The organism is Kitasatospora sp. NPDC004272, from assembly GCF_053603035.1.
Window position 1 is genome coordinate 1 of record NZ_JBSGET010000002.1, and the last position, 20,507, is coordinate 20,507.

16 protein-coding genes are annotated in these 20,507 nt (G+C 74.4%); 5 read left to right on the forward strand and 11 right to left on the reverse strand.

Annotation, left to right across the window (positions count from 1 at the left end; translation table 11 throughout):
• Positions 1–585 precede the first annotated feature (585 nt).
• Both ACWEO5_RS00815 and ACWEO5_RS00820 read left to right on the forward strand, forming a co-directional pair.
• Positions 586–2,766 (forward strand): bifunctional glycosyltransferase/CDP-glycerol:glycerophosphate glycerophosphotransferase, encoded by a 2,181-nt coding sequence (locus ACWEO5_RS00815; protein ID WP_452158804.1) that lies wholly within the window; start codon positions 586–588, stop codon positions 2,764–2,766.
• Positions 2,767–2,999: 233 nt separating this feature from the next.
• Positions 3,000–3,671: a lysophospholipid acyltransferase family protein gene (locus ACWEO5_RS00820; protein ID WP_344550938.1), complete on the forward strand. Its 672-nt coding sequence runs from the start codon at positions 3,000–3,002 to the stop codon at positions 3,669–3,671.
• A gap of 25 nt (positions 3,672–3,696) precedes the next feature.
• On the opposite strand, the gene ACWEO5_RS00825 is transcribed toward ACWEO5_RS00820, so the two are convergent.
• Positions 3,697–5,505, reverse strand: a complete 1,809-nt coding sequence (locus ACWEO5_RS00825; RefSeq protein WP_452158806.1) for an ABC transporter ATP-binding protein — start codon at positions 5,503–5,505, stop codon at positions 3,697–3,699.
• Between the two features lie 140 nt (positions 5,506–5,645).
• On the opposite strand from ACWEO5_RS00825, the gene ACWEO5_RS00830 reads away from it, so the two are divergent.
• Positions 5,646–6,842, forward strand: a complete 1,197-nt coding sequence (locus ACWEO5_RS00830; RefSeq protein ID WP_452158808.1) for a thymidylate synthase — start codon at positions 5,646–5,648, stop codon at positions 6,840–6,842.
• 40 nt (positions 6,843–6,882) lie between these two features.
• Here ACWEO5_RS00830 and ACWEO5_RS00835 read toward each other — a convergent pair whose 3' ends face one another.
• From ACWEO5_RS00835 to ACWEO5_RS00875, 9 genes are all read right to left on the reverse strand, one after another.
• Positions 6,883–7,656 (reverse strand): SDR family NAD(P)-dependent oxidoreductase, encoded by a 774-nt coding sequence (locus ACWEO5_RS00835; RefSeq protein ID WP_344550931.1) that lies wholly within the window; start codon positions 7,654–7,656, stop codon positions 6,883–6,885.
• Between the two features lie 346 nt (positions 7,657–8,002).
• On the reverse strand, positions 8,003–9,136 hold the full coding sequence (locus ACWEO5_RS00840) for an FAD-dependent monooxygenase (RefSeq protein WP_452158810.1): 1,134 nt from the start codon (positions 9,134–9,136) through the stop codon (positions 8,003–8,005).
• A 72-nt stretch (positions 9,137–9,208) separates the two neighbouring features.
• On the reverse strand, positions 9,209–9,772 hold the full coding sequence (locus ACWEO5_RS00845) for a GTP-binding protein (protein WP_344550929.1): 564 nt from the start codon (positions 9,770–9,772) through the stop codon (positions 9,209–9,211).
• Between the two features lies 1 nt (position 9,773).
• Positions 9,774–10,130 carry a DUF742 domain-containing protein gene (locus tag ACWEO5_RS00850; protein ID WP_452159078.1) on the reverse strand — a complete coding sequence of 119 codons (357 nt, stop codon included), beginning with the start codon at positions 10,128–10,130 and terminating at the stop codon, positions 9,774–9,776.
• 59 nt (positions 10,131–10,189) lie between these two features.
• Complete coding sequence (locus ACWEO5_RS00855; protein WP_344550928.1) at positions 10,190–10,627, reverse strand: roadblock/LC7 domain-containing protein; 438 nt, start codon at positions 10,625–10,627, stop codon at positions 10,190–10,192.
• A complete protein-coding gene (locus ACWEO5_RS00860) occupies positions 10,624–13,212 on the reverse strand; it encodes a nitrate- and nitrite sensing domain-containing protein (protein ID WP_452158813.1) in 2,589 nt (862 codons plus the stop codon). The genes ACWEO5_RS00855 and ACWEO5_RS00860 overlap by 4 nt, the downstream gene beginning before the upstream one ends.
• A gap of 306 nt (positions 13,213–13,518) precedes the next feature.
• A complete protein-coding gene (locus ACWEO5_RS00865; protein WP_452158816.1) occupies positions 13,519–14,409 on the reverse strand; it encodes an SDR family oxidoreductase in 891 nt (296 codons plus the stop codon).
• Positions 14,406–15,386: an alpha/beta fold hydrolase gene (locus ACWEO5_RS00870; protein WP_452158818.1), complete on the reverse strand. Its 981-nt coding sequence runs from the start codon at positions 15,384–15,386 to the stop codon at positions 14,406–14,408. Before ACWEO5_RS00870 ends, ACWEO5_RS00865 begins: the two co-directional genes overlap by 4 nt.
• Positions 15,387–15,409: 23 nt before the next feature.
• Entirely contained in the window at positions 15,410–16,981 is a 1,572-nt protein-coding gene (locus ACWEO5_RS00875) for a flavin-containing monooxygenase (protein WP_452158820.1), read from the reverse strand.
• 157 nt (positions 16,982–17,138) lie between these two features.
• On the opposite strand from ACWEO5_RS00875, the gene ACWEO5_RS00880 reads away from it, so the two are divergent.
• On the forward strand, positions 17,139–17,903 hold the full coding sequence (locus ACWEO5_RS00880) for a MerR family transcriptional regulator (RefSeq protein ID WP_452158822.1): 765 nt from the start codon (positions 17,139–17,141) through the stop codon (positions 17,901–17,903).
• Positions 17,904–18,006: 103 nt separating this feature from the next.
• Positions 18,007–18,807: an inositol monophosphatase family protein gene (locus tag ACWEO5_RS00885; protein WP_452159080.1), complete on the forward strand. Its 801-nt coding sequence runs from the start codon at positions 18,007–18,009 to the stop codon at positions 18,805–18,807.
• A 185-nt stretch (positions 18,808–18,992) separates the two neighbouring features.
• On the opposite strand, the gene ACWEO5_RS00890 is transcribed toward ACWEO5_RS00885, so the two are convergent.
• Entirely contained in the window at positions 18,993–20,483 is a 1,491-nt protein-coding gene (locus ACWEO5_RS00890) for a pyridoxal phosphate-dependent decarboxylase family protein (protein ID WP_452158824.1), read from the reverse strand.
• Positions 20,484–20,507 lie beyond the last annotated feature (24 nt).

Consider the following 20,507-nt stretch of genomic DNA (forward strand, 5'->3'; position numbering starts at 1 on the left):
GGCGGGGCCGGCGGGCGGGCCGCGGGGCCGGCTTCGAACAGGCGGCGGACGGGCCCCGGACGGCCGGCGGGAGGCCCCCGGCGCGCGCCCGTCACCTTGAGTTCAGAAATTGAACACATACGAGGGATTGACGTGGCCGAAACCTCCAAGCAATATCTACAACGACACGGGATAGCGGGGAACACCCACCCATCCCCGGTCGGGTGATTTCGAGTATGAACGAATCACCCGACCATCCCGTTACGCTTCCGACACCACAGTGAGTCACTGTCCGGCCGTCTCGACGCTGCGGCGGCCCGACTCCGACGTGGTGGACGGACCGGCGGTCGATCGTTGAGGGTCGGTCGGACCGCCAAACCGGGCTGCCGGTGCCGCCGCTGGTACGGCGCGGCACCGGCGGTCGCGTTTCCCCGCCGTCCGCGGCACCCCGGTCACCCCGACCACCTGCGCCCGGGGTGCCGCGGCCCGGCGCCGCCTCCTCCCCGTGTCCGCTCCCAGGGAGTGCCCAGCCCGGCTCGGTAGAGTGTCCGTACCGGGCGGCCGGCCGGCAGCCACCCTCTCAATGCCTTCGCGGAGTGAACGCACGTGCCACCCCTGCTCAGCATCGTCCTGCCCGTTCACGGCGTGGAACGCTTCCTGCCGCAGTGCCTGGACTCGCTCCGGGCGGAGGGGGCCGCGCCCGGCGAGGTCGAGCTGATCGCGGTGGACGACCGCTCCCCCGACAACTGCGGCGCCCTGCTGGACGCGCACGCCGCCGGCGACCCCCGGATGCGGGTGCTGCACCTGGCCGAGAACCAGGGGCTCGGCGGCGCCCGCACCGCCGGGCTGGCCGAGGCCACCGGCACCTACGTCTGGTTCGTCGACAGCGACGACTGGCTGCCCGAGGGCAGCATCGACGCCGTGCTGGCCGAGCTGCGCGCCGAGACGGCCCGCGAGCTGCCCGCCGACGTGCTGCTCACCGACTTCGTCCACGTCTACCCGGACGGCGGCCGGGAGCCGAACCCGTGGCGCAAGGTGCTGGCCGGCTCCCCGCTGGTGTCCGGCTGCACCGCCGCCGAGCACCCGGCGCTGTTCAACGCCGTGCTGGCGGTGTGGAACAAGGTGATGCGCCGCGCGTACCTGCTCGGCCTGGACGTGCACTTCGGCCGCGGCCACTACGAGGACATCTCGGTCACCTACCCGCTGCTGCTGGCCGCCGACCGGCTGCTCTACCTGGACCGGCCCTGCTACAACTACCGGCGCGGCCGCCCCGGCGCGATCACCGCCACCGCCTCCGCCAAGCACGCCGACGCCTTCGCCCAGTACGACGCGATCTTCGCCTTCCTGGACCGCTGCGAGCGCGCGGACGCCCTGCGCACCCTGGTCTTCGACCGCACCGTCAAGCAGGCGCTCACCGTCTACGACAGCCCCGGGCTGGTCCCGGTCGGGCTGCGCCCCGAGTTCTTCGCCCGGATCACCGGCCACTTCGCCAAGCACCGCCCGGACGGCTACCAGTACCCGTCCGGGGTGCGCGGCGTCCAGTACCGGCTGGCCGCCCGCGGCTCCCGGCGCGCCTACGCCGAGCTGCGCCGCGGCGGCCGGCTGCCCGGCGCGGTCAAGCGCGGCACCAGGGCGGTGGCGCCCGGGGTGAAGCGGGCCGTCCGCAGCGGGGCCCGGTTCACCGCGTACAACGCCTTCAAGCGGCTGCCGATCGACCAGAACCTCGCCGTGTACGCGGCGTACTGGCACCGCGGCTACGCCTGCAACCCGGCGGCGATCTACGCCAAGGCCAAGGAGCTGGCCCCGCAGGTGCACGGGGTGTGGGTGGTGGAGAACGCCGAGCGGGCCGCCACGCTGCCCGCCGGGGTGCCGTACGTGATCGTCAACACCCCCGCGTACCTGCGGGCGATGGCCACCGCCAAGTACTTCGTCAACAACGTGAACTTCCCGCACACGATGACCAAGCGCACCGGCACCGTGCACGTGCAGACCCAGCACGGCACGCCGTTGAAGGCGATGGGCATGGACCTGGTGGACCGGCCGCTGGCCGCGGACGGGATGGACTTCGAGCGGCTGCGCGAGGTGGTCGGCCGCTGGGACTACCTGGTCTCGCCGAACCCGCACACCAGCAAGCACTTCGCCCGGGCCTTCCCCGGCACCTACCAGGTCCTGGACACCGGCTACCCGCGCAACGACCGCCTGGTGCTGGCCACCCCCGAGCAGTGCGTGGACGCCCGCCGGGCGCTGGGCATCGCCGACGGGCAGCGCACCGTGCTGTACGCGCCGACCCACCGCGAGTCGCGCGGCGGCTACCTGCCGCTGCTGGACCTGCCCGCGCTGGCCGGGCGGCTCGGCCCCGGCTGGACGGTGCTGGTGCGCACCCACTACTTCCACGAGGGCGGCGCGGGCGACCTGACCGCCGCCCCGGGCGCGGCCACCCTGCTGGACGTCTCCGACCACCCCTCGGTCGAGGACCTCTACCTGGCCGCGGACACCCTGGTCACCGACTACTCCTCGATGATGTTCGACTACGCGGTGCTGGACCGGCCGATCGCCGTGTACGCCCCCGACTGGGAGGAGTACCAGGAGGTCCGCGGCGTCTACTTCGACCTGATGAAGGAGCCGCCCGGCGCGGTCACCACCGAGCAGGACGCGCTCACCGAGGCGCTGCTCGCGGGCGACCCGGAGCCGGAGGCCCGGCAGCGCTTCCGGGAGCGGTTCTGCCCCTGGGACGACGGCCGGGCCGCCGAGCGGGTGGTCAGCCGGATCTTCCCGGTCCGCGCCTGACCCGTCCCGTCCCACCCCTTGAGACGCGATCCGTCCACCGGGTGGGCGTGACAAGGATCGCAGCCCCGCGGCGGCGGCGGATGTGGACGAAGCGCGGGGTCCATGTCGTAGTCTGCGGTCCGTTGCCCAGTGGTCCGGCCCGGTCCGGGCCGCGCGCCTCGCCCCGCGGCGAGACCCCGGCCGGGGAGGCTCCCCGGCCGGACCCGTTCATCCGGCCAGGGAGGGCCAACACCGTGATCGACCTCGTCACCAAGCTCGTGCTCAAGCCGCTCGCGAAGGCCCTGTACCGGCCGACGATCGAAGGCCTGGAGAACGTGCCGCGCAAGGGCGGGGTGATCCTGGCGAGCAACCACCTGTCGTTCGTGGACAGCGTGGTCATCCCGCTGGCCGCGCCGCGCCAGGTGTTCTTCCTCGCCAAGGCCGAGTACTTCACCGGCACCGGCCTCAAGGGCGCGGTCTCCCGGTTCTTCTTCACCCACGTGATCAACGCCGTCCCGGTGGAGCGCGGCAGCGTCCGGGCCGCCACCGCCTCGCTGGACGAGGGCCTGGAGATCCTGAACTCCGGGCGGGCCTTCGGCATCTACCCCGAGGGCACCCGCTCGCTGGACGGCCGGCTGTACCGCGGCAAGACCGGCGTGGCCTGGCTGGCGCTGACCGCCGGCGTCCCGGTGGTGCCGGTGGCGCTGGAGGGCCCGCAGCACATCCTGCCGGTCGGCAAGCGGATCCCCCGGCTGCGGAAGATCAGCGTCAAGTTCGGCGAGCCGCTGCACTTCGACGAGCTGCACGGCCAGGCCCGCTCGGCCAAGGCCCGCCGCCAGGTCACCGACGAGGTGATGGCCGCCATCCAGGCGCTCTCCGGCCAGGAGCCCGCCGAGCAGTACAACGAGTCGCCCAAGGCCGCCTGACGCCCCGCCGGCGGGCGCCGCCGCTTCAGGCGGCGGGCACCGGCACCGGGGGCGCCTCGCGGTGGGTCAGTGCGGCGTAGCGGCCGCCGCGGGCGAGCAGTTCCTCGTGGGTGCCGAGTTCGGCGATCTCGCCGCGGTCGAGGACGGCGATCTGGTCGGCGTCCCGGACGGTGGAGAGCCGGTGCGCGATGGTGAGGGTGGTGCGGCCCGCCGCGAGGGCGTCCAGGGCCTGCTGGACGGCGTGCTCGGTCTGGTTGTCCAGGGCGCTGGTGGCCTCGTCCAGGACCAGGATGGGCGGGTTGCGCAGCACGGTGCGGGCGATCGCCAGACGCTGCTTCTCGCCGCCGGAGAAGCGGTAGCCGCGTTCGCCGACCATGGTGTCGTAGCCGTCCGGGAGGGCGGCGATCATGTCGTGGATCTGGGCGGCCCGGGCGGCCTCGACCAGTTCGGCGTCGGTGGCGTCGGGCTTGGCGAAGCGCAGGTTGTCGGCGACCGAGGCGTGGAACAGGTAGGTCTCCTGGGAGACCACGCCGACGGCGCGGGCCAGCGTCTCGAAGGACAGCTCGCGCACGTCCACCCCGTCGATCAGGACCCGGCCGCCGGTGGCGTCGTACAGCCGGGGCACCAGGTAGGACAGCGTGGACTTGCCGGAGCCGGTCTCGCCGACCACGGCGAGCGAGCCGCCGGCCGGGACGGTCAGGTCGATGCCGGTCAGGGTGGGGCGGTCCTGGTCGGGGCGGTAGTGGAACTCGACGTCCTCGAACCGGACGTCGCCGCGGATCTCGGCCAGCCGGACGGGGCGGGCCGGTTCGTCGATCTCCACCGGCAGGTCGAGGTACTCGAAGATGCGCTGGAACAGGGCGAGCGAGGTCTGCACCTCCACGCCGGTGGAGAGCAGGCTCACGGTGGGCCGGAACAGGCCCTGCTGGAGCGAGACGAAGGCGACCAGGGTGCCCAGCGAGACGATCGGCGCCCCGGCGGCGGAGGCCAGGCCGGCCGCCCAGTAGATCAGGGCGGGCATCGCGGCCATCACGATCCCGATGGTGGACATCCGCCACCGCCCGGCCATGCTGGAGCGCACCTCCAGGGCGGCCAGTTCGTCGGAGCGGTCGGCGAACTCGCGGGTCAGCGAGCCGGAGCGGCCCATGGTGCGGCCGAGCAGGATGCCGCTGACCGACAGCGACTCCTGGACGGCGGAGGAGAGTTCGGCGAGTTGGCGCTGCCGCTCGCCGGTGATCTTCTTGCGCTCCCGGCCGACCCGGCGGCTGATCCAGACGAACACCGGGAGCAGCAGCAGCGAGACGATCGTCAGCCGCCAGTCGAGCGCGACCATCGCGGCCACGCTGGCCACCACCGCGGTCAGGTTGGACACCAGCGAGGTGGCGGTGCCGGTGACGGTGGCCTGCATGCCGCCGATGTCGTTGGCGATCCTGGACTGCACCTCTCCGGTGCGGGTGCGGGTGAAGAAGGCCAGCGACATCCGCTGCAGGTGCCGGTAGACGGAGGTGCGCAGGTCGTGCATGACGCGCTGGCCGACGGTGGTGGAGATCAGCGTCTGCAGCACGTTCAGCACGCTGGTGACCACGGCGGCGGCGATCATTCCGAGCGCGAGCAGGCTGAGCAGCCCGGTCCGCCCCTGCGGTATCGCGGTGTCCAGCACCGCGCGCAGCAGGAACGGCGTCACCACCGAGACCACGGCGGACGCCGCGACCAGCAGCCCCACCACCCCCAGCCGCCCTGCGTACGGCCGGAACAGCCGCAGGATCCGCCGCACCTGGGCGGGCTGCCCGCCCTTCCCCTCGGGCGGGGTCCAGTCGATCCGGTTCAGCTGCACGGGGACCTCCTGGGGGTCGGTGGGGGCGGGGACGGGCCGAGTTTAACGAGCCTTGCTCACCATTAGCAAACCTAAATTTCCTGGCATTCCCGGCGCGCCGGTCCCCCGCGCACCCCGCCCGGGGCTCGTAGCCTGGGGCCATGGCGGACGCCACACCCGGCGGCGGGCCGGACGACAGCCCCCGGGGGAGCGGCGCCGAGGCCGTTCCCCTCCCCACCTGGGGCAAGGCACTCGGCTGGTGCGGCGTCGCCGGGCTGATCTACCTGCTGGTGTGCGCGGTGGGCATCATCAGCAGCGGCTTCGCGGGCCTGGGCGGCGACGCGGCGCACACCCTGTTCGCGTTCGCCGCGAACCCGTGGGTCGGGCTGAGCGTCGGCGTGCTGGGCACCGTCCTGATCCAGTCCTCGACCACGACGACGGCCATCGCCGTCACCGCCGTGGGCTCGGGCGCGCTGCCCATCCGGGGCGCGGTCCCGATCATCCTGGGCGCGAACGTCGGCACCACCGTGACCACCAGCCTGGTCGCGCTGACCTTCCTCGGGAACCGCGCCGAGTTCCGCCGGGCGCTGGGCGCCTCGACCGTCCACGACTTCTACAACTGGCTGGCACTGCTGCTCTTCTTCCCGGTCGAACTGCTCTGGCACCCGCTGGAGCGGCTCAGCGGGCGGCTGACCGACGCGCTGTACGGCACCGACTGGCTGCCGAACCCGGCCCACTTCAACGTCGTCCGGGCCGCGACCCGGCCGGTGGAGCAGGCGGTGGTCCGGGCGAGCGCGCACCTGGACGACACCCTCGGGCCGCTGGCGGTCATCGGGATCGGCGCCGTGCTGATCCTGGTCGCCGTCCGCTACCTGGGCCGGCTGCTCAAGCTGCTGATGGTCGGCCGGGCCCGGGACGCGCTGGTCGCCGCCGTCGGCCGCAACCGCTACCTGGCGATGGCCTCGGGCATGGGCGTCACCGTCGTCACCCAGTCGTCGACCATCACCACCTCGGTGCTGGTGCCCTTCGCCGGGGCGGGCGTCCTGACGCCCGCGCAGGTGTACCCGGTCGTCGTGGGCTCCAACCTGGGCACCACCTTCACGGTGGTCTTCGCGGCGTTCGCGGGCGTCGGGGCGGACGCGCGGATCGGCCTGCAGGCGGCCTTCGTGCACCTGCTCTACAACCTGTTCGCCATCCTGGCGATCTACGTGGTCCCGCTGCTGCGGCCCGTCCCGCTGTGGTGCGCCGAGAACCTCGCCCGGGTCGCCTCCGCGCACCGCTGGGTGCTCGCCCTCTACCTGGGCACCGTCTTCGTCGCACTGCCCGCGCTGGTCATCGTGCTGGTGGGCGTGGTCTGACCGGCCGGGACGCCGCGGACGGCGGCCCGGCCGACGGCCGCTACGGCTTGCGGTAGTCGCGCCCCGCCGTGTTGGAGATCTTGCCGAGACCGCCCGGCGGCAGGAGCCTCGCGGCGGCGACCGCGGCCCGGTAGCGCTTGCTGGGGACGCAGAGCGGGCGGTTGCGGGCCAGGTCGCGCAGGGAGTCGTCGACGACGCGGTCGGCGGTGAGCCAGCCCCAGGCGGGGATCGAGGAGGTGCCCATGCCGGCCCGCTGGTGGAACTCGGTGCGGGTGAAGCCGGGGCAGAGGGCCTGCAGGCGGACGCCGCTGCCGGCCAGGTCGCGGGCGATGCCGAGGGTGAAGTTGACCACCCACGCCTTGGTGGCGCCGTAGGTGCCGCGCGGCAGGAAGGCGGCGACCGAGGCGACGTTGACGACGCCGCCGAAGCCGCGCTCGCGCATGCCGGGGACGGCGGCCGTGGTGAGCCGCAGCACGGCCTCGATGTGGACCTTGAGCATGTCCAGCTCGTCCTGCACGGGGACGTCCAGGTAGGTGCCGCGGTGGCCGAACCCGGCGTTGTTGACCAGCAGGTCGACGGGGCGGTCGGCGTCGCGCAGCCGGTCCTCGACGGTCTCGATGCCGGCCTCGGTGGCGAGGTCGGCGGTCAGCGTCTCGACCCGGACGCCGTAGCGGGCGGAGAGCGCGGTCGCGGCGGCGGTCAGGCGTTCGGTGTCGCGGGCGACCAGCACCAGGTCGCGGCCGTCGCGGGCCAGGCGGGCCGCGTAGGCGGCGCCGATGCCGGCGGTGGCGCCGGTGATGAGAGCGGTGGTCATGGCCCCGACCGTACCGGGCGGTAGTCCGGGGCCGCATCGACCGACCGGACCACGGACGCCTCGGCCCTTCGGGCGACCCCGGCGGGGCCGGCGGCGCGCCCCGCCCCGGCGTTGGTCGGATCACCCTACGGTTTCGGGCAGCGCCGCCGTCCCACGCGGCGTCCGTACCTTCCAGGAGAACTGATGTCCGTTCGGCTCCACGTCCGCTCCATAGAAGTCGCACCGCCGGTCCGTCCGCGCCGCCCCGCTCGGCACTGACGGCCCGGCACCGCCTCCGCACGCCCGGGCCCGCCCCTCCCAGGGGCCGGGCCCGACGCGCGTCCGGAGGCGGGGCGCCGGGGGTGCGTCAGTACGGCTTGACCAGCACGTGGGCGGCGCCGGGGATGCCGACCTTCAGCAGCTCGTCCTCCTCGGGGGTGGTCGCCGAGCCGGTCTCCTGCTTGAGGACCGCGCGGGAGAGCGACTGGACGAACATCGCGCGCGGGCGGCGGCGGGCCTCCCAGGCGTCCAGCGCGGACGGCACGTCCGCGGCGGCGTCCAGCTCCTGGGCCAGCACCAGGGCGTCCTCGACGGCCATCGCGGCGCCCTGCGCCAGGTGCGGGGTGGAGGCGTGCGCGGCGTCGCCGGCCAGCGCCACCCGGCCGACGTGCCAGGGCTCCTCGACGGTGACCTGGGAGATCCGCGAGTACACCACCGCGGCCGGGTCGGTGACGTGGGTGAGTGCCTCGGCGACCGGGCCGGAGAAGCCGGCCAGCCGCTCGGCGAGCTGCTCGTGGGCCCGCTCCGGGTCCGGGCGGAAGTCCTCGGCCTCGGCGAACACCGCGCCCAGGTACATGAGTTCGGGGGTGATCGGGGTGAGCAGCGCCTTCGCGGCCTGGTTGCCGGTGCTCATCACCACGCCCTGCACCTCGTCCTGCCGGGGCACGGTGACCCGCCAGTTGGCGAAACCGGTGTACTCGGGGCGGTAGCGGTCGCCGTACAGGCGGGTGCGCAGCGGCGAGCCGATGCCGTCGAAGCCGACCACCAGGTCCCAGCGGCCGGTCGAGCCGTCGGACAGGGTGACGTCCACGCCCTCGCCGTCGTCGGCGAGTTCGGCGATGGTGGTGCCGAAGCGGACGGTCGCGCCGGCCTCGGCGGCGGCCCGGCCGAGCACCTGGGCCAGCGCCGGGCGGGGGATGCCGTTGTTGGCGGGGGCACCGTCCATCCGGGGCTGCGGGATCTTCGCCAGGGGGTTGCCGGCCGGGTCGCAGATGGTCAGCACCTCCCATTCGAAGCCGACCTCCAGGCACTGCTCCAGCACGCCGAGTTCGCGCATCACGTGCAGCGCGTTGGAGGGCTGGATGATGCCGACGCCGAGCGCGTCGAGCTGCTCGCGGAGTTCGGCCACCTCGACGGTGTGGCCGCGCCGGGCCAGCGCGGTGGCGAGGCTGAGACCGCCTATGCCGCCGCCGTGGACGAGGACGCGCAGGGGTGTTGCCATGGTCTCTCCGTGGGTTCGGGGGGACGGCCCGGGCGGGGGCGCGGGCCGTGCGGGTGCGGCGGGGCCGCCGGGTCAGCCGACGGGCATCGCCATCAGGTGGTCGACCAGGGCCAGCAGGGCGTCCCGGCCGAACGACCGCTCGCGGACGTCGCCGACCAGCATCGGCACGTGCGGGTCGAGGTCGAGGGCGGCCCGGATCTCGGCGTCGCTGCGGGTGTTGACGCCGTGGAAGCAGTTGATCGCCACCACGAACGGGATGCCGCGGCTCTCGAAGAAGTCGATCGAGGCGAAGCTGCTCTCCAGCCGGCGGGTGTCGGCGATGACGACGCCGCCGAGCGCCCCGTTGACCAGGTCGTTCCACATGAACCAGAACCGCTCCTGGCCGGGCGTGCCGAACAGGTACACCACCAGCTCGGGGCTGACGGTGATCCGGCCGAAGTCCAGGGCGACCGTGGTGGTGGTCTTCTGGTCGACCCCGGACAGGTCGTCCACGCCGACGCTGGCGGTGGTCAGGTACTCCTCGGTGCGCAGCGGCGCGACCTCGCTGACCGAGCCGACCAGGGTGGTCTTGCCGACGCCGAAGCCGCCGGCGATCAGGATCTTGACCGCGGCCGCGGCGGCCGGGGTGTTCGTCATCTCAAAGCCTCCTCAGGCCCTCACGTACGGCGGCCAGCAGGCCGCGGTCGGCGCCGCCCGCGGCCCGGGCCACCGAGATCGGGGCCCGGGCCTTCAGGAGGCCCTGCGCGACGAGGTCGCCGAGCAGGATCTTGGTGACCGAGACCGGCAGGTCGAGGTCGGCGGCGACCTCGGCCACCGCGGCCGGGGTCCGGCACCGGTCGATGATCATCCGGTACTCGGGCTGCAGCCGGGCGGGCCGGACCGGCGCGCCGTAGGCGTCGACCGGGTCCGGCACGCTGGTGAGCAGGGTGATGAGGGTGAGGTCGTCACGCTCGGGCGCGGTGCGGCCGCGGGTGATCGTGTACGGCCGCACCATGCTGTCGGCGCCGTCGTCCCCGTCCTCGTACTCGTACTCGTCGTCCCAGGGGAGCGCGTTCACACGCGTTGCCCGCTGCGGGCCCCGAACGCGTTGAAATCGCCGCGCTGCGGGGTGCTGAGCTTCTGGCCGACCTGCTGGACCAGGTTGTGCATGGCCAGCGACATGACCTCGGCGTCGACGTCCTGCGAGGCGATCACGGCCAGGTGGGTGCCCGAACCGGCCGCGATGACGAACAGCCAGAGGTCGGCGAGTTCGACGATCACCTGGTGCACCGGGCCGCCGGCGAACAGCTGGCCCACCCCGCGGGCGAGGCTCTGCTGGCCGGTGGCGACCGCCGCGAGCCGCTCGGCGTCGGAGCGGTCGATGGTGCGGGAGTGACCGACCACGAGGCCGTCGTCGGAGAGCAGCACGGCGTTCTTGGTGCCGGCCACCGAGTCCACCAGGCCGTCCAGCAGCCAGTCGAGGTCCTGGTGGGTGGCGGTAGTGCGCGTCATGACCGATCTTCTCTCGTCGGGATGTGGTTGTTGTTCCAGCCGTCGGCCGGGCCGGTCCGCTCCTCGGTGCCGAGGGTGTCGGCGGCCGGGTCGGCCGGGCCGCCGCGCGCCTCGCGGGAGCGCCGCTGGAACGCACCGATCGCTGCTCCGGCCCGTCGGGGGGCCGGTCGGAACAGCGGGTTCTCGTCCCAACGGGGCGGTGCGGGTGCTTCCTTGGGAGCGGCGGGATCGATCCGCAGCTCGTCGACCAGGCTGGCCTGGCGGACCCGGCGCGGCAGCGGGGGCTCTCCGCCGGGCGGCGGGTACGCCCCCTCGGGGAACGGGGCGGGGGCCGTCGGCGGTTCGACGGACCCGGGCCAGGCGGGCTCGGGGTGGTGCCCGGCGGGCAGCGCGTACGGGACGGGCGCGGGCTGCAGCGGCAGCACCGCGTCGGGGAACGGCTGCTCGTGGCCGGCCGCCCGGTAGTCCTCCTGCGGCCCGCCCGGCTGCTCGTGCTGCGGGTACGGGTCGGCGGAGAGGTACGGGTCGACCGGGAGGTACGGCTCCGCGGCGGGGTACTGGTCCACGGCCGGTGCCTCCTGGAGTTCCGGCGGCATGCTGTACGACACCGAGACCGGTTCGGACCCGGCGGTGAGCGCGGTGACGCCGGCCAGCGCCTGGCCGCGGTTGCGGGTCGGCAGGCCGCCGGAGGGCTGCGCGGGGACGATGGTGGGCCGGGCGTTCGGGTCGGGGACGATCAGCTCCTCGGGGACGAGCACCACGACCCGGGTGCCGCCGAACGCGGACTGGCGGAACTCGACCCGCAGGCCGTGCTGTTCGGCGAGCCGGGAGATGACGTAGAAGCCGAGGCGGATGTCGTCGCCGCGGGCCAGCACGTCGGCGCGCGGCGGACGGGCCATCATCTCGTTGGCGGCGTCGATCTGGTCCTCGTCCATGCCCAGGCCGCGGTCCTCGACCTCGATCGCGACGCCCCGGCTGACCCGGCCGGCCCGGACCTCGACCGGGTTCGGCGGGCGGGAGAAGGTCAGCGCGTTCTCGATCAGCTCGGCGAGCACGTGGGCGACCGGGCCGACGGCCCGCTCGGAGATCCACGGGCTGCCCTCCAGGTCGATGCCGACCCGCTGGTAGTCCTGCACCTCGCCCTGGGCGGAGCGCATCACGTCCAGCAGCGGGACCGGCTTGCGCCAGCGCCGGTGCGGGGAGCCGCCCGCCAGGATGACCAGGTTCTCCTCGTAGCGGCGCAGGCGCGCGGTGAGGTGGTCGAGGTCGAACAGGCCCTCCAGGAACTCCGGGTCCTCGTGGCGGCGTTCGAGTTCGTCGAGCTTCTTGAGCTGCTGGCCGATCAGCTGCTGGGTGCGGCGGGCGATCCGCTGGAGCAGCCGCTCGTAGGCGCGGTGCTGCTCGGCCTGGGCGACGGCGGACTGCACCGCGCTGCCCCGGGCCAGGTTGAACGCCTCGGCCAGCTTGGCGAGTTCGTCCCCGGTGCGGCCCCACGGGTCGGGGGCGACGGCCCGGGCGTGCTCCTCCGGGTCGACCTGCTCGCCGTTGCCGAGCCGTTCGACGACCGCGGGCAGCGTGGCCTGGAGGTCCTCGGCCTGCTCCTGGAGCCGGCCGATCCGGCGGCGCAGGGTGCGGGTGATCCGCCAGGAGGTGACGGCGACCACGATGACGGCGATCAGGCCGATGACGGTGGTCAGGATCAGCCGGACGGCGAGCGAGATGATGCTGCTCTTGCCGTGGTCGACCACGTAGGCGGTGCGGTACTCCAGCAGGTCGACGATCTGCGGGTTGAGCGCGTCGACGGCCTGCCGCCAGGCGGTCCGGTCCCCGGTGAGGGCGATCCGGCCGTTGCGGTCGGCGGCGGCGGGCGCGAGCAGCTGCCGTTCGACGTCGCCCTTGGCCTTCCAGGCGGAACTGTCGGTGATCTTCTTCCACTTGGCGGCCTGGTCGGCGGCCAGGTAGGGCCCGACCTTGGTGCCGAACTGGAAGTCCTGCTCGGCGACGGCCTGCCGCAGCTGCTGGTAGTCCTCGGCGCTCAGGCTGCCGGCGGGCCAGCCGCGGGCCAGCAGGGCGTCCGAGCGGGAGATCATCTCCTTGCCCCAGAACAGGTCGACCAGCGGCGCGGAGATGGTGGTCATCCGGCCGTTGTCGACGTGGCTGAGCGCGGCGAACAGCTTGAGGTCGACCGCGATCAGGTCGGTGTAGTAGCCGTAGACCGCGGCCTGCTGCTGCTCACTGCCGCTGTCGACCAGGGCGCGCTGGGCGGGCAGTTGGTTGATGGACTGCCGGGCGACTCCGACGGCCTCCTTGACTTCGTCCGGGGCGTCGGAGGCGGCCACGTCGGACGCCTTCTGGAAATCGCGGATGGCCTGGTCGGTCTTGGCGCGCTGGCTGCGCAGCGCGTCGGTGACCCCGCTGTGGGTGGCGAGGACGTCGGCACTGAGGCGCCGTTCCTCCTGCAGGTTGTAGTAGACGATGTTGGACGGCTGGCCGGCCTCCTGCGCGAGCAGGCCCTGGGCCGCCTGGCGCTGGAAGTCCAACAGGAGCTGTCCGCTGGTGACGGCCCACAGTGCGGCCAGGGCCACGCTGGGGACGATGGCCAGCACGAGCAGGGTCGCGCGGAGCGAGAGCCGGCCCGTTCTGATCCGCCGAGAAGCGCGCGTGCGCAGGGCATTCTCCTTGGAGACAACACCAGTTGTTCACAACTGGTCGAATCTGACAGGACACTGACGGATTGATATTAGTCACACGGTATAAGCAGGCGGAAAACCGCTGCCCCGTCCCGGCATAACAGGAGGTCAAGGCCCGGCCTCCCGCTGGCCGAAAACGGCGGACGGACCGCCCGCCCCTCTCCGGGGCGGGCGGTCCGTCCGCTCGCGGTGCGGGCCGGCTCAGGTCAAGCGGCCCTCCCGGGCCGCCTGGTCGGCCCGGCCGCCCGCGCCGACCGGGCCCAGCCGGGTGGCGGCGGTGGCCTTCAACTCCGGTGCCAGCCGGGCCACGTCGCGGGACCCGACCGCGGCGATCAGGCCGGGCAGGAAGCCCCGCAGCGGCTGCATGCCGCGCAGCCACGCCTGGGCGTAGACGTGCGCGGAGCGGCGGGCCAGGCCCGCCACCAGGCGGTCGACGGCCGGGCCGATCGGGTAGGTCCGGTTGGCGGGCCAGGGCAGCTTGGCCCGCATCCGCCGCAGCACGGCGTCCTGGTCGGCGCCGCGCACCATGTCGGTGTCGGTCCAACTCAGGTACCCGACACCGACCTTGACGCCCTGGTGGGCGACCTCGGCGCGCAGCGCGTGCGCGAAGGACTCGACGCCCGCCTTGGAGGCGCAGTACGCGGACATCAGCGGGGCCGGGGTGAGCGCGGCCAGCGAGGCGATCTGCAGCAGGTAGCCGCGGCTCTCGGCGAGCGCGGGCAGGAAGGCCCGGGCGGTGGCCACCGAGCCGAGCAGGTTGACCTCGACCACCCTGGTCCAGGCCCGGTAGTCGCTGTCCAGCAGCGGGCCGCCGAGCGCGATGCCCGCGTTGGCGACCACGGCGTCGATCCGCCCGTACCGGTCCTTGATCCGGTCCGCGGCCTCGGTGAGCGCCGCCAGGTCGGTGACGTCGACCTCCCAGGCGGAGGCGTGCTCGCCGCAGCTGGCGGCGACCGCCTTGAGCTCGGCGGGCTCCAGGCCGACCAGCGCGACCTTGGCGCCGCGCTCGGCGAGCTTGCGGGCCATCAGCGCGCCGAGGCCGCGGGCGGCTCCGGTGATGACGACGACCTGCGAGGACAGCGGCGGTGTCATGCGGTCTCCTCAAGGGGCGTGGTGGCGGCGGCGGTCGGGGGTGCTGTGGCGGGGGCGGCGGTCGGGGGCACCTCGGCGGCCAGGGCGGCGAGGCGGCGGATCTCGGCGGCGATCTCGGCGGGGCGTTCGACGGGGCTCATGTGGCCGGCGCCGGGGAGTTCGAGCAGGCCGCGCGGGTCGGCCAGGGCGGCGGCGATCCGGCGGGCGTGCACCGGCGGGGTCAGCCGGTCGCGGCTGCCCGTGACGACGGCGGTGGGGGCGGCGATCCGGGCCAGGCCGTCGTGCACGTCGAGGGTGTCGAGCACGCCGGCCCAGTGGAAGCGGACCTTCGCCGGGCAGGCGTGCACCACCCGCACGCAGGCGTCGACCCGGTCGGCGGGGGTGGCCGGGCCCATGGTGGCGTACTTGAGCGCGGCCCTGGTGAGCGCCGTGACCGGGCCGAGCGGCAGCCGGGAGCGCAGGATCCGCCGGTGCAGGAAGCGGCGCAGCCGCTCGGCGCGGACGGCGGGCGGCAGCACGGCGAGTTCGGCGACCAGCGCGCCGGGGCCGGTGTTGACCAGCAGGTTGGCGGCGGTGCGGTCGGCGACGCCGGGCCGGTCGCCGGCCGCCATCACGGTCATGCCGCCCATGCTGTGCCCGGCGACCACGGCGCGCCGCCCGGCGGGGACGGTGGCGGCGAGCACCGCTTCGAGGTCGTCGGCGAGCTTGGCGGTGGAGTAGCCGTCGGCGCCGGCGGGGGCGGGGCTGCGGCCGTGGCCGCGCTGGTCGTAGGCGACCACCCGGAAGTCGGCGGCCAGCCGGTTGACCACCGGCGCCCAGAACGCGGTGGAGCAGGTCCAGCCGTGGGCGAGCACCACCAGCGGCGCGCCCGCCGGGCCGTACTCCTCGACGTTGAGCTCGGCGCCGTCGGCGGAGCGGACGGTGCGCACGGCCGCCGGGTCGGGCAGCACGAAGTCGGCGGGGGTCCGGGGGCTCACGCGGTCGGCGGGGGTCCGGGGGCTCACGCGGTCACCGCCTCGACCGGCCGGGGCGCGGCGCGCTTGATCAGCTCGTACTCGGCGAGGTCGACGTGCCGGGTCGCGCGGCGGAAGGCGCTGGTGGAGCCGGGCCACAGCACGGTGTTCTTGCCGCTCTCCTCCAGGTACCAGCTGCGGCAGCCGCCGGTGGTCCACACGGTGCGGTCCATCCGGTGCTGGAGTTCCAGGTTCCACCGGCGCTGGGCGCGTTCGGTGGGCTGCATGGCGGTGGCGCCGAGCGTGTCGAGGGTGGTGAGGGCGTCGATCAGGTAGTTCAGCTGGGACTCGATCATCAGGATCATCGAGTTGTTGCCGAGCCCGGTGTTCGGGCCGATCAGGAAGAACAGGTTCGGGAAGCCGCGCACGGTGGAGCCGCGCAGCGCCTCCATGCCGTCCTTCCAGCTCTCGGCGAGCGAGGTGCCGCCGACGCCGAACACCCGCTCGGCGATCGGCAGGTCGGTGACGTGGAAGCCGGTGCCGAACACGATCGCGTCGACCTCGTGCTCGCTGCCGTCCGCGCCGACCAGGGTGGAGCCGCGCAGCTCGCGCAGGCCGCCCGCGACCACCTCGGTGTTGGGGGCGGCCAGCGCCGGGTAGTAGGTGTTGCTGAGCAGGATGCGCTTGCAGCCGATCCGGTAGTCCGGGGTCAGCTTGGCGCGCAGCGCCGGGTCGGCGACGGCCTTGTGCAGGTGCCGCAGCGCGACCCGCTGGACGAGCCCCAGCAGCTGCGGGCGGCGGACGAACGCGTCGACCTGGAGCTCGCGGATCGCGAACAGCCCGGCGCGGCGCAGCAGCCCGGTCGACGGGAGGTTGGCGTGCAGCCACTTCTCCGGGCTGCTGACCTCGCGGTCGGCGCGCGGCAGGACCCAGGCGGGGGTGCGCTGGAAGACGGTCAGGGCGCCCACGGTCGGCTGGATCGCCGGGATGATCTGGGCGGCGGAGGCGCCGGTGCCGACCACGGCGACCCGCTTGCCCGCGAGGTCGTAGTCGTGGTCCCAGCGGGAGGAGTGGAAGACCTTGCCGGGGAAGGCGTCCAGGCCGGGCAGGTCCGGGACCTGCGGGTCGGCGAGCGGCCCGGCGGCGGAGACCACGGCGTCGGCGGTCCAGTTCCCGGCCGTCGAGGTGACCCGCCAGCGGGTGTGCTCCTCCTCCCAGCGCAGTTCGGTGACCTCGGCGCGCAGGCGCAGGTGCGGGCGCAGCCCGAAGGTGTCGGCGACCCGCTCCAGGTAGGCGCGGATGTCAGGCTGGCCGGAGAACACCCGGGGCCACTCGGGGTTGGGCGCGAACGAGAACGAGTACAGGTGCGAGGGCACGTCGCAGGCGCAGCCCGGGTACGAGTTGTCGCGCCAGGTGCCGCCGACGGCGTCCGCGCGTTCCAGGATCACGAAGTCGGTGATCCCGGCCCGGCGCAGCCGGACGCCGGCGCCGAGGCCGCCGAAGCCGGAGCCGATGACGGCGACCCGGACGTGCGGGACGGCCTCCTGCGCTCCGGGGTCGGTCGCCCGTGCTCCGGGGTCGGTGCCGGGCGCGGGGGGCTGCTTGCTACGGGCTGCCATGGGCGGGCCTCCTGGCGGGGGTGGGGGCGCTGGCGGTGACACCGGATGCTGCCAGTAATCACTGGCGTGTTCGGCAGAGTAGCCCTTGTTGACACCGAGTGGAATAGCGCGGGGCGTCGCTGTTTCCGCGCCGCCCGGCGGCCCTATGCTGACCCGCGTGGCGCAGACCGAGCAGGAGACCGGGCGGGGGGAGGACGGGCGCCCCCGCGCCTACCGGATCGCCGAACTCGCCGAGGCGGCCGGCGTCAGCGTGCGCACCGTCCGCTTCTACCGCGAGCGCCGCCTGCTCCAGCCGCCCCGCAAGGAGGGCCGGATCACCTGGTACGGCGAGCAGCACCTGGACCGGCTCCGCCTGATCGCCGAACTCCTGGAGCGCGGCCACGCCCTGGGCGGCATCGCCGAACTGATCGGCGCCGGGGAGGACGGCCGGGACGTCGCCGAGCTGATCGGCCTGCAGGCCGCGCTGGTCGCCCCCTGGTCCGACGAGACGCCCGTCCACCTCGGCTGGGACGAGCTGCGCGCGGCGTTCGGCGACCAGCTCACCCCGGCCAACACCGCCGAGTCCGTCGCCCAGGGCTACGTCACCGTCCACCCCGACGGCATCACCCACGTCAGCCGCCGCCTGATGGACGCCACCGTCGCCCTGGTCGGCGAGGGCGTGCCGCTGGCCGCCGTCCTGGACGTCAGCCGCCGCGCCGCGGAGTACGCCGACGCGATGGCCGACCTGTTCGTCGCCCTGGTCCACGAGCACCTGCTCGGCGCGCTCACCCGGGTCCAGGACCTCACCCCGGCCGAGGCGGCCCGGCTCACCGAACGGATCCAGCGGGTGCGCCCGCTGGCCCGGGCCGTCAACGACGCCCAGTTCGCGCTGGCGATGGACCGCCGGGTGCGCGCCGAGTACGACGGCCTCACCGCGGAGTGACCGCCCCCGGCCCGTCCCACCCGTCCCCCGCGTCACCTGAGCACCGTCCGCACCGCCCCGGCGTGGGAGAGTGGGGGACGGCGAAGGGAGCACGGGCGTGTTGATGGAGAAGGTCACCGAGATCCTGGTCGAAGCCTCGGCCGAGGCGGTCGAGCCCCGGTTCCGGGCGCTGGCCGACGGCGAGGTGATGGAGAAGGCCCCCGGCGAGATCGTCACCGTCGCCGACCGGGAGGCCGAACGGATCATCTCCCGGCGCCTGCGCGAACTGCTCCCCGTCCCGGTGGTCGGCGAGGAGGCCGTCTCCGCCGACCCCGCGCTGGCCCGCGCCCTGCACGAGGAGCCCGCCGCCTGGCTGGTCGACCCGGTCGACGGCACCCGCAACTTCGTCGCCGGCGATCCCTCGTACGCGGTGATGGCCTCCCTGGTCCGGCGCGGCGAGACCGTCGCCTCCTGGATCTGGCAGCCCTGCGGCCGCACCGCGTACACCGCAGAGCTCGGCGCCGGGGCCTGGCGCGACGGCGAGCGGCTGGTCCTGCCGAAGGTCGCCACCGCCCCCGAGAAGTGGACCGGCATCCTCAAGACCCGCTACTTCGCCCCGCCCACCGGCCACCGCCTGCTCGCCAACACCCTCGCCCTCGGCCCGCTCGACCCCGGCCGCGGCTCCGCCGGCATCGAGTACCCGCTGATCGCCACCGGCGCCCACGACTTCATCCTCTACTGGCGCACCCTCCCCTGGGACCACGCCCCCGGCTCCCTCCTGGTCACCGAGGCCGGCGGCCGCAGCGCCCGCTTCGACGGCACCCCCTACCGCCCGGAGGCCCCGGGCGGCGTCGACGGCCTCCTGGTCGCCGCCGACCCGGACCAGTGGGAGACCCTCCGGGGGATCCTGCTCGACGGCGTGTAGGCCGCACCCGCTGCGCTGGAGCGCAACCGGGGGTGCGGGGAACCGGGCGGCCGACCGGGCGCGCACGGCCGGATCGCGACGCGGGACGGCCAGTCGCACCGCCCCGCGATCTCGCTGACGTGCTCCTCCCGCTTCGCGCGGTTCCCCGTGCCCCCGGTCTCGCCACCCCTCCCCCGCGCCGAGGGCTACCCGCTCTCCCCGGCTTCGACGACCGCGTGCAGCAGGGACGCCAGCTCGGCCTCGGTGGTGTGCGGGTTGAGCAGGGTGAGCTTGAGGCGGACCCGGCCCGGGCCCCGGCCGGGGAGTTCGGTGCGGCCGACCACGGCGCGGCCGGTGCGGAGCAGGTGGCGGCGGAGCTCGGCGTTGCGGCGGTCGCTCTCCGCCGGGTCGGCCACCGCGTAGCGGAAGACCACGGTAGTGAGGACCGGGTCGCAGTGGAGTTCCAGCTCGGGGGTGCGGCGGACGGTCGCGGCGGCCCGCAGGGCGTTCTCGTGGCAGCGGTCGACCAGCGCGCCGAGGCCGTCGCGGCCGAGCACCCGCAGGGTCGCGGCCAGCTTGAAGGCGTCGGGGCGGCGGGTGGTGCGCAGGGACTGGCCGAGCAGGCTGGGGTAGCCGGCCTCCTCGTCGTCGGCGGGGTTGAGGTAGACCGCGCGGCGGGCGAGCGAGGCGTAGGTGCGGGCCTCGCGGGCCAGGAAGACGCCGGCGGCGGCGGGCTGCCAGCCGAGTTTGTGCCAGTCGAGGGAGACCGAGTCGGCGCGGTCGAGGCCGTCGAGGAGCGGGGCGAGCCGTTTCGAGAAGAGCGCGCCGCCGCCGTAGGCCGCGTCGACGTGCAGCCAGGTGCCGTGCCGGGCGGCGAGGTCGGCGACGGCGTGCAGCGGGTCGACGGCGCCGGTGTCGGTGGTGCCGGCGGTGGCGACCACGGCGACGGGGGTGGCACCCTCCCAGCCGGCTTCGGCGAAGGCGTCGGCCAGGGCGGCGGGGTCCATCCGGAGTTCGCGGTCGACGGGGACGGCGCGGACGGCGCGTTCGCCGAGGCCGAGCAGCGCGGCGGCCCGCTGGACGGAGAAGTGGGCGGCTTCGGAGGCCAGGATGCGGGGGCGGACGCCGGCCGGGATCCCGTTCAACTCGACGTCGGGGCCGAGGCGTTGGTCGCGGGCCAGCATCAGGCCCATCAGGTTGGACTCGGTGCCGCCGGTGGTCAGCACCCCGGCCGCCCGGTCGGGGTGGAAGCCGACCAGCTCGGCGAGTTCGGCGAGCAGTTCGCTCTCCAGGGCGGTCGCGGCGGGGGCCTGGTCCCAGGAGTCCTGGGAGGGGTTGAGCGCGCTGACGGCGAGGTCGGCGGCGACCGCGACGGCCAGCGGCGGGCAGTGCAGGTGGGCGGCGCAGTGCGGGTCGGCCGGGTCGGCGGCCCCGTAGGCCAGCAGTTCGGTCAACTGCCCCAGTGCGCCCGGCCCGTGGGCCTGAGCCAGGGCCGCCCGCACGGCGGCCGCGACGGCGGCGGGTTCGCCGGGGACGATCGGTCCGCCGCGGCGCAGCGCGCCGGCCCCGAGTCCGGCCAGCACCTGGTCGACCAGCGGCCGCAGGGCTTCCGGCCCGGCCGTCCCGCCGGAGAGTCGGGCCGCCGCCGCAGCGGGTAATTCGGCTGATTCGCCGATGAGTTCGGCCTTCTGGTTCATGCCCTGCCCGTCCATCGTCCCGCC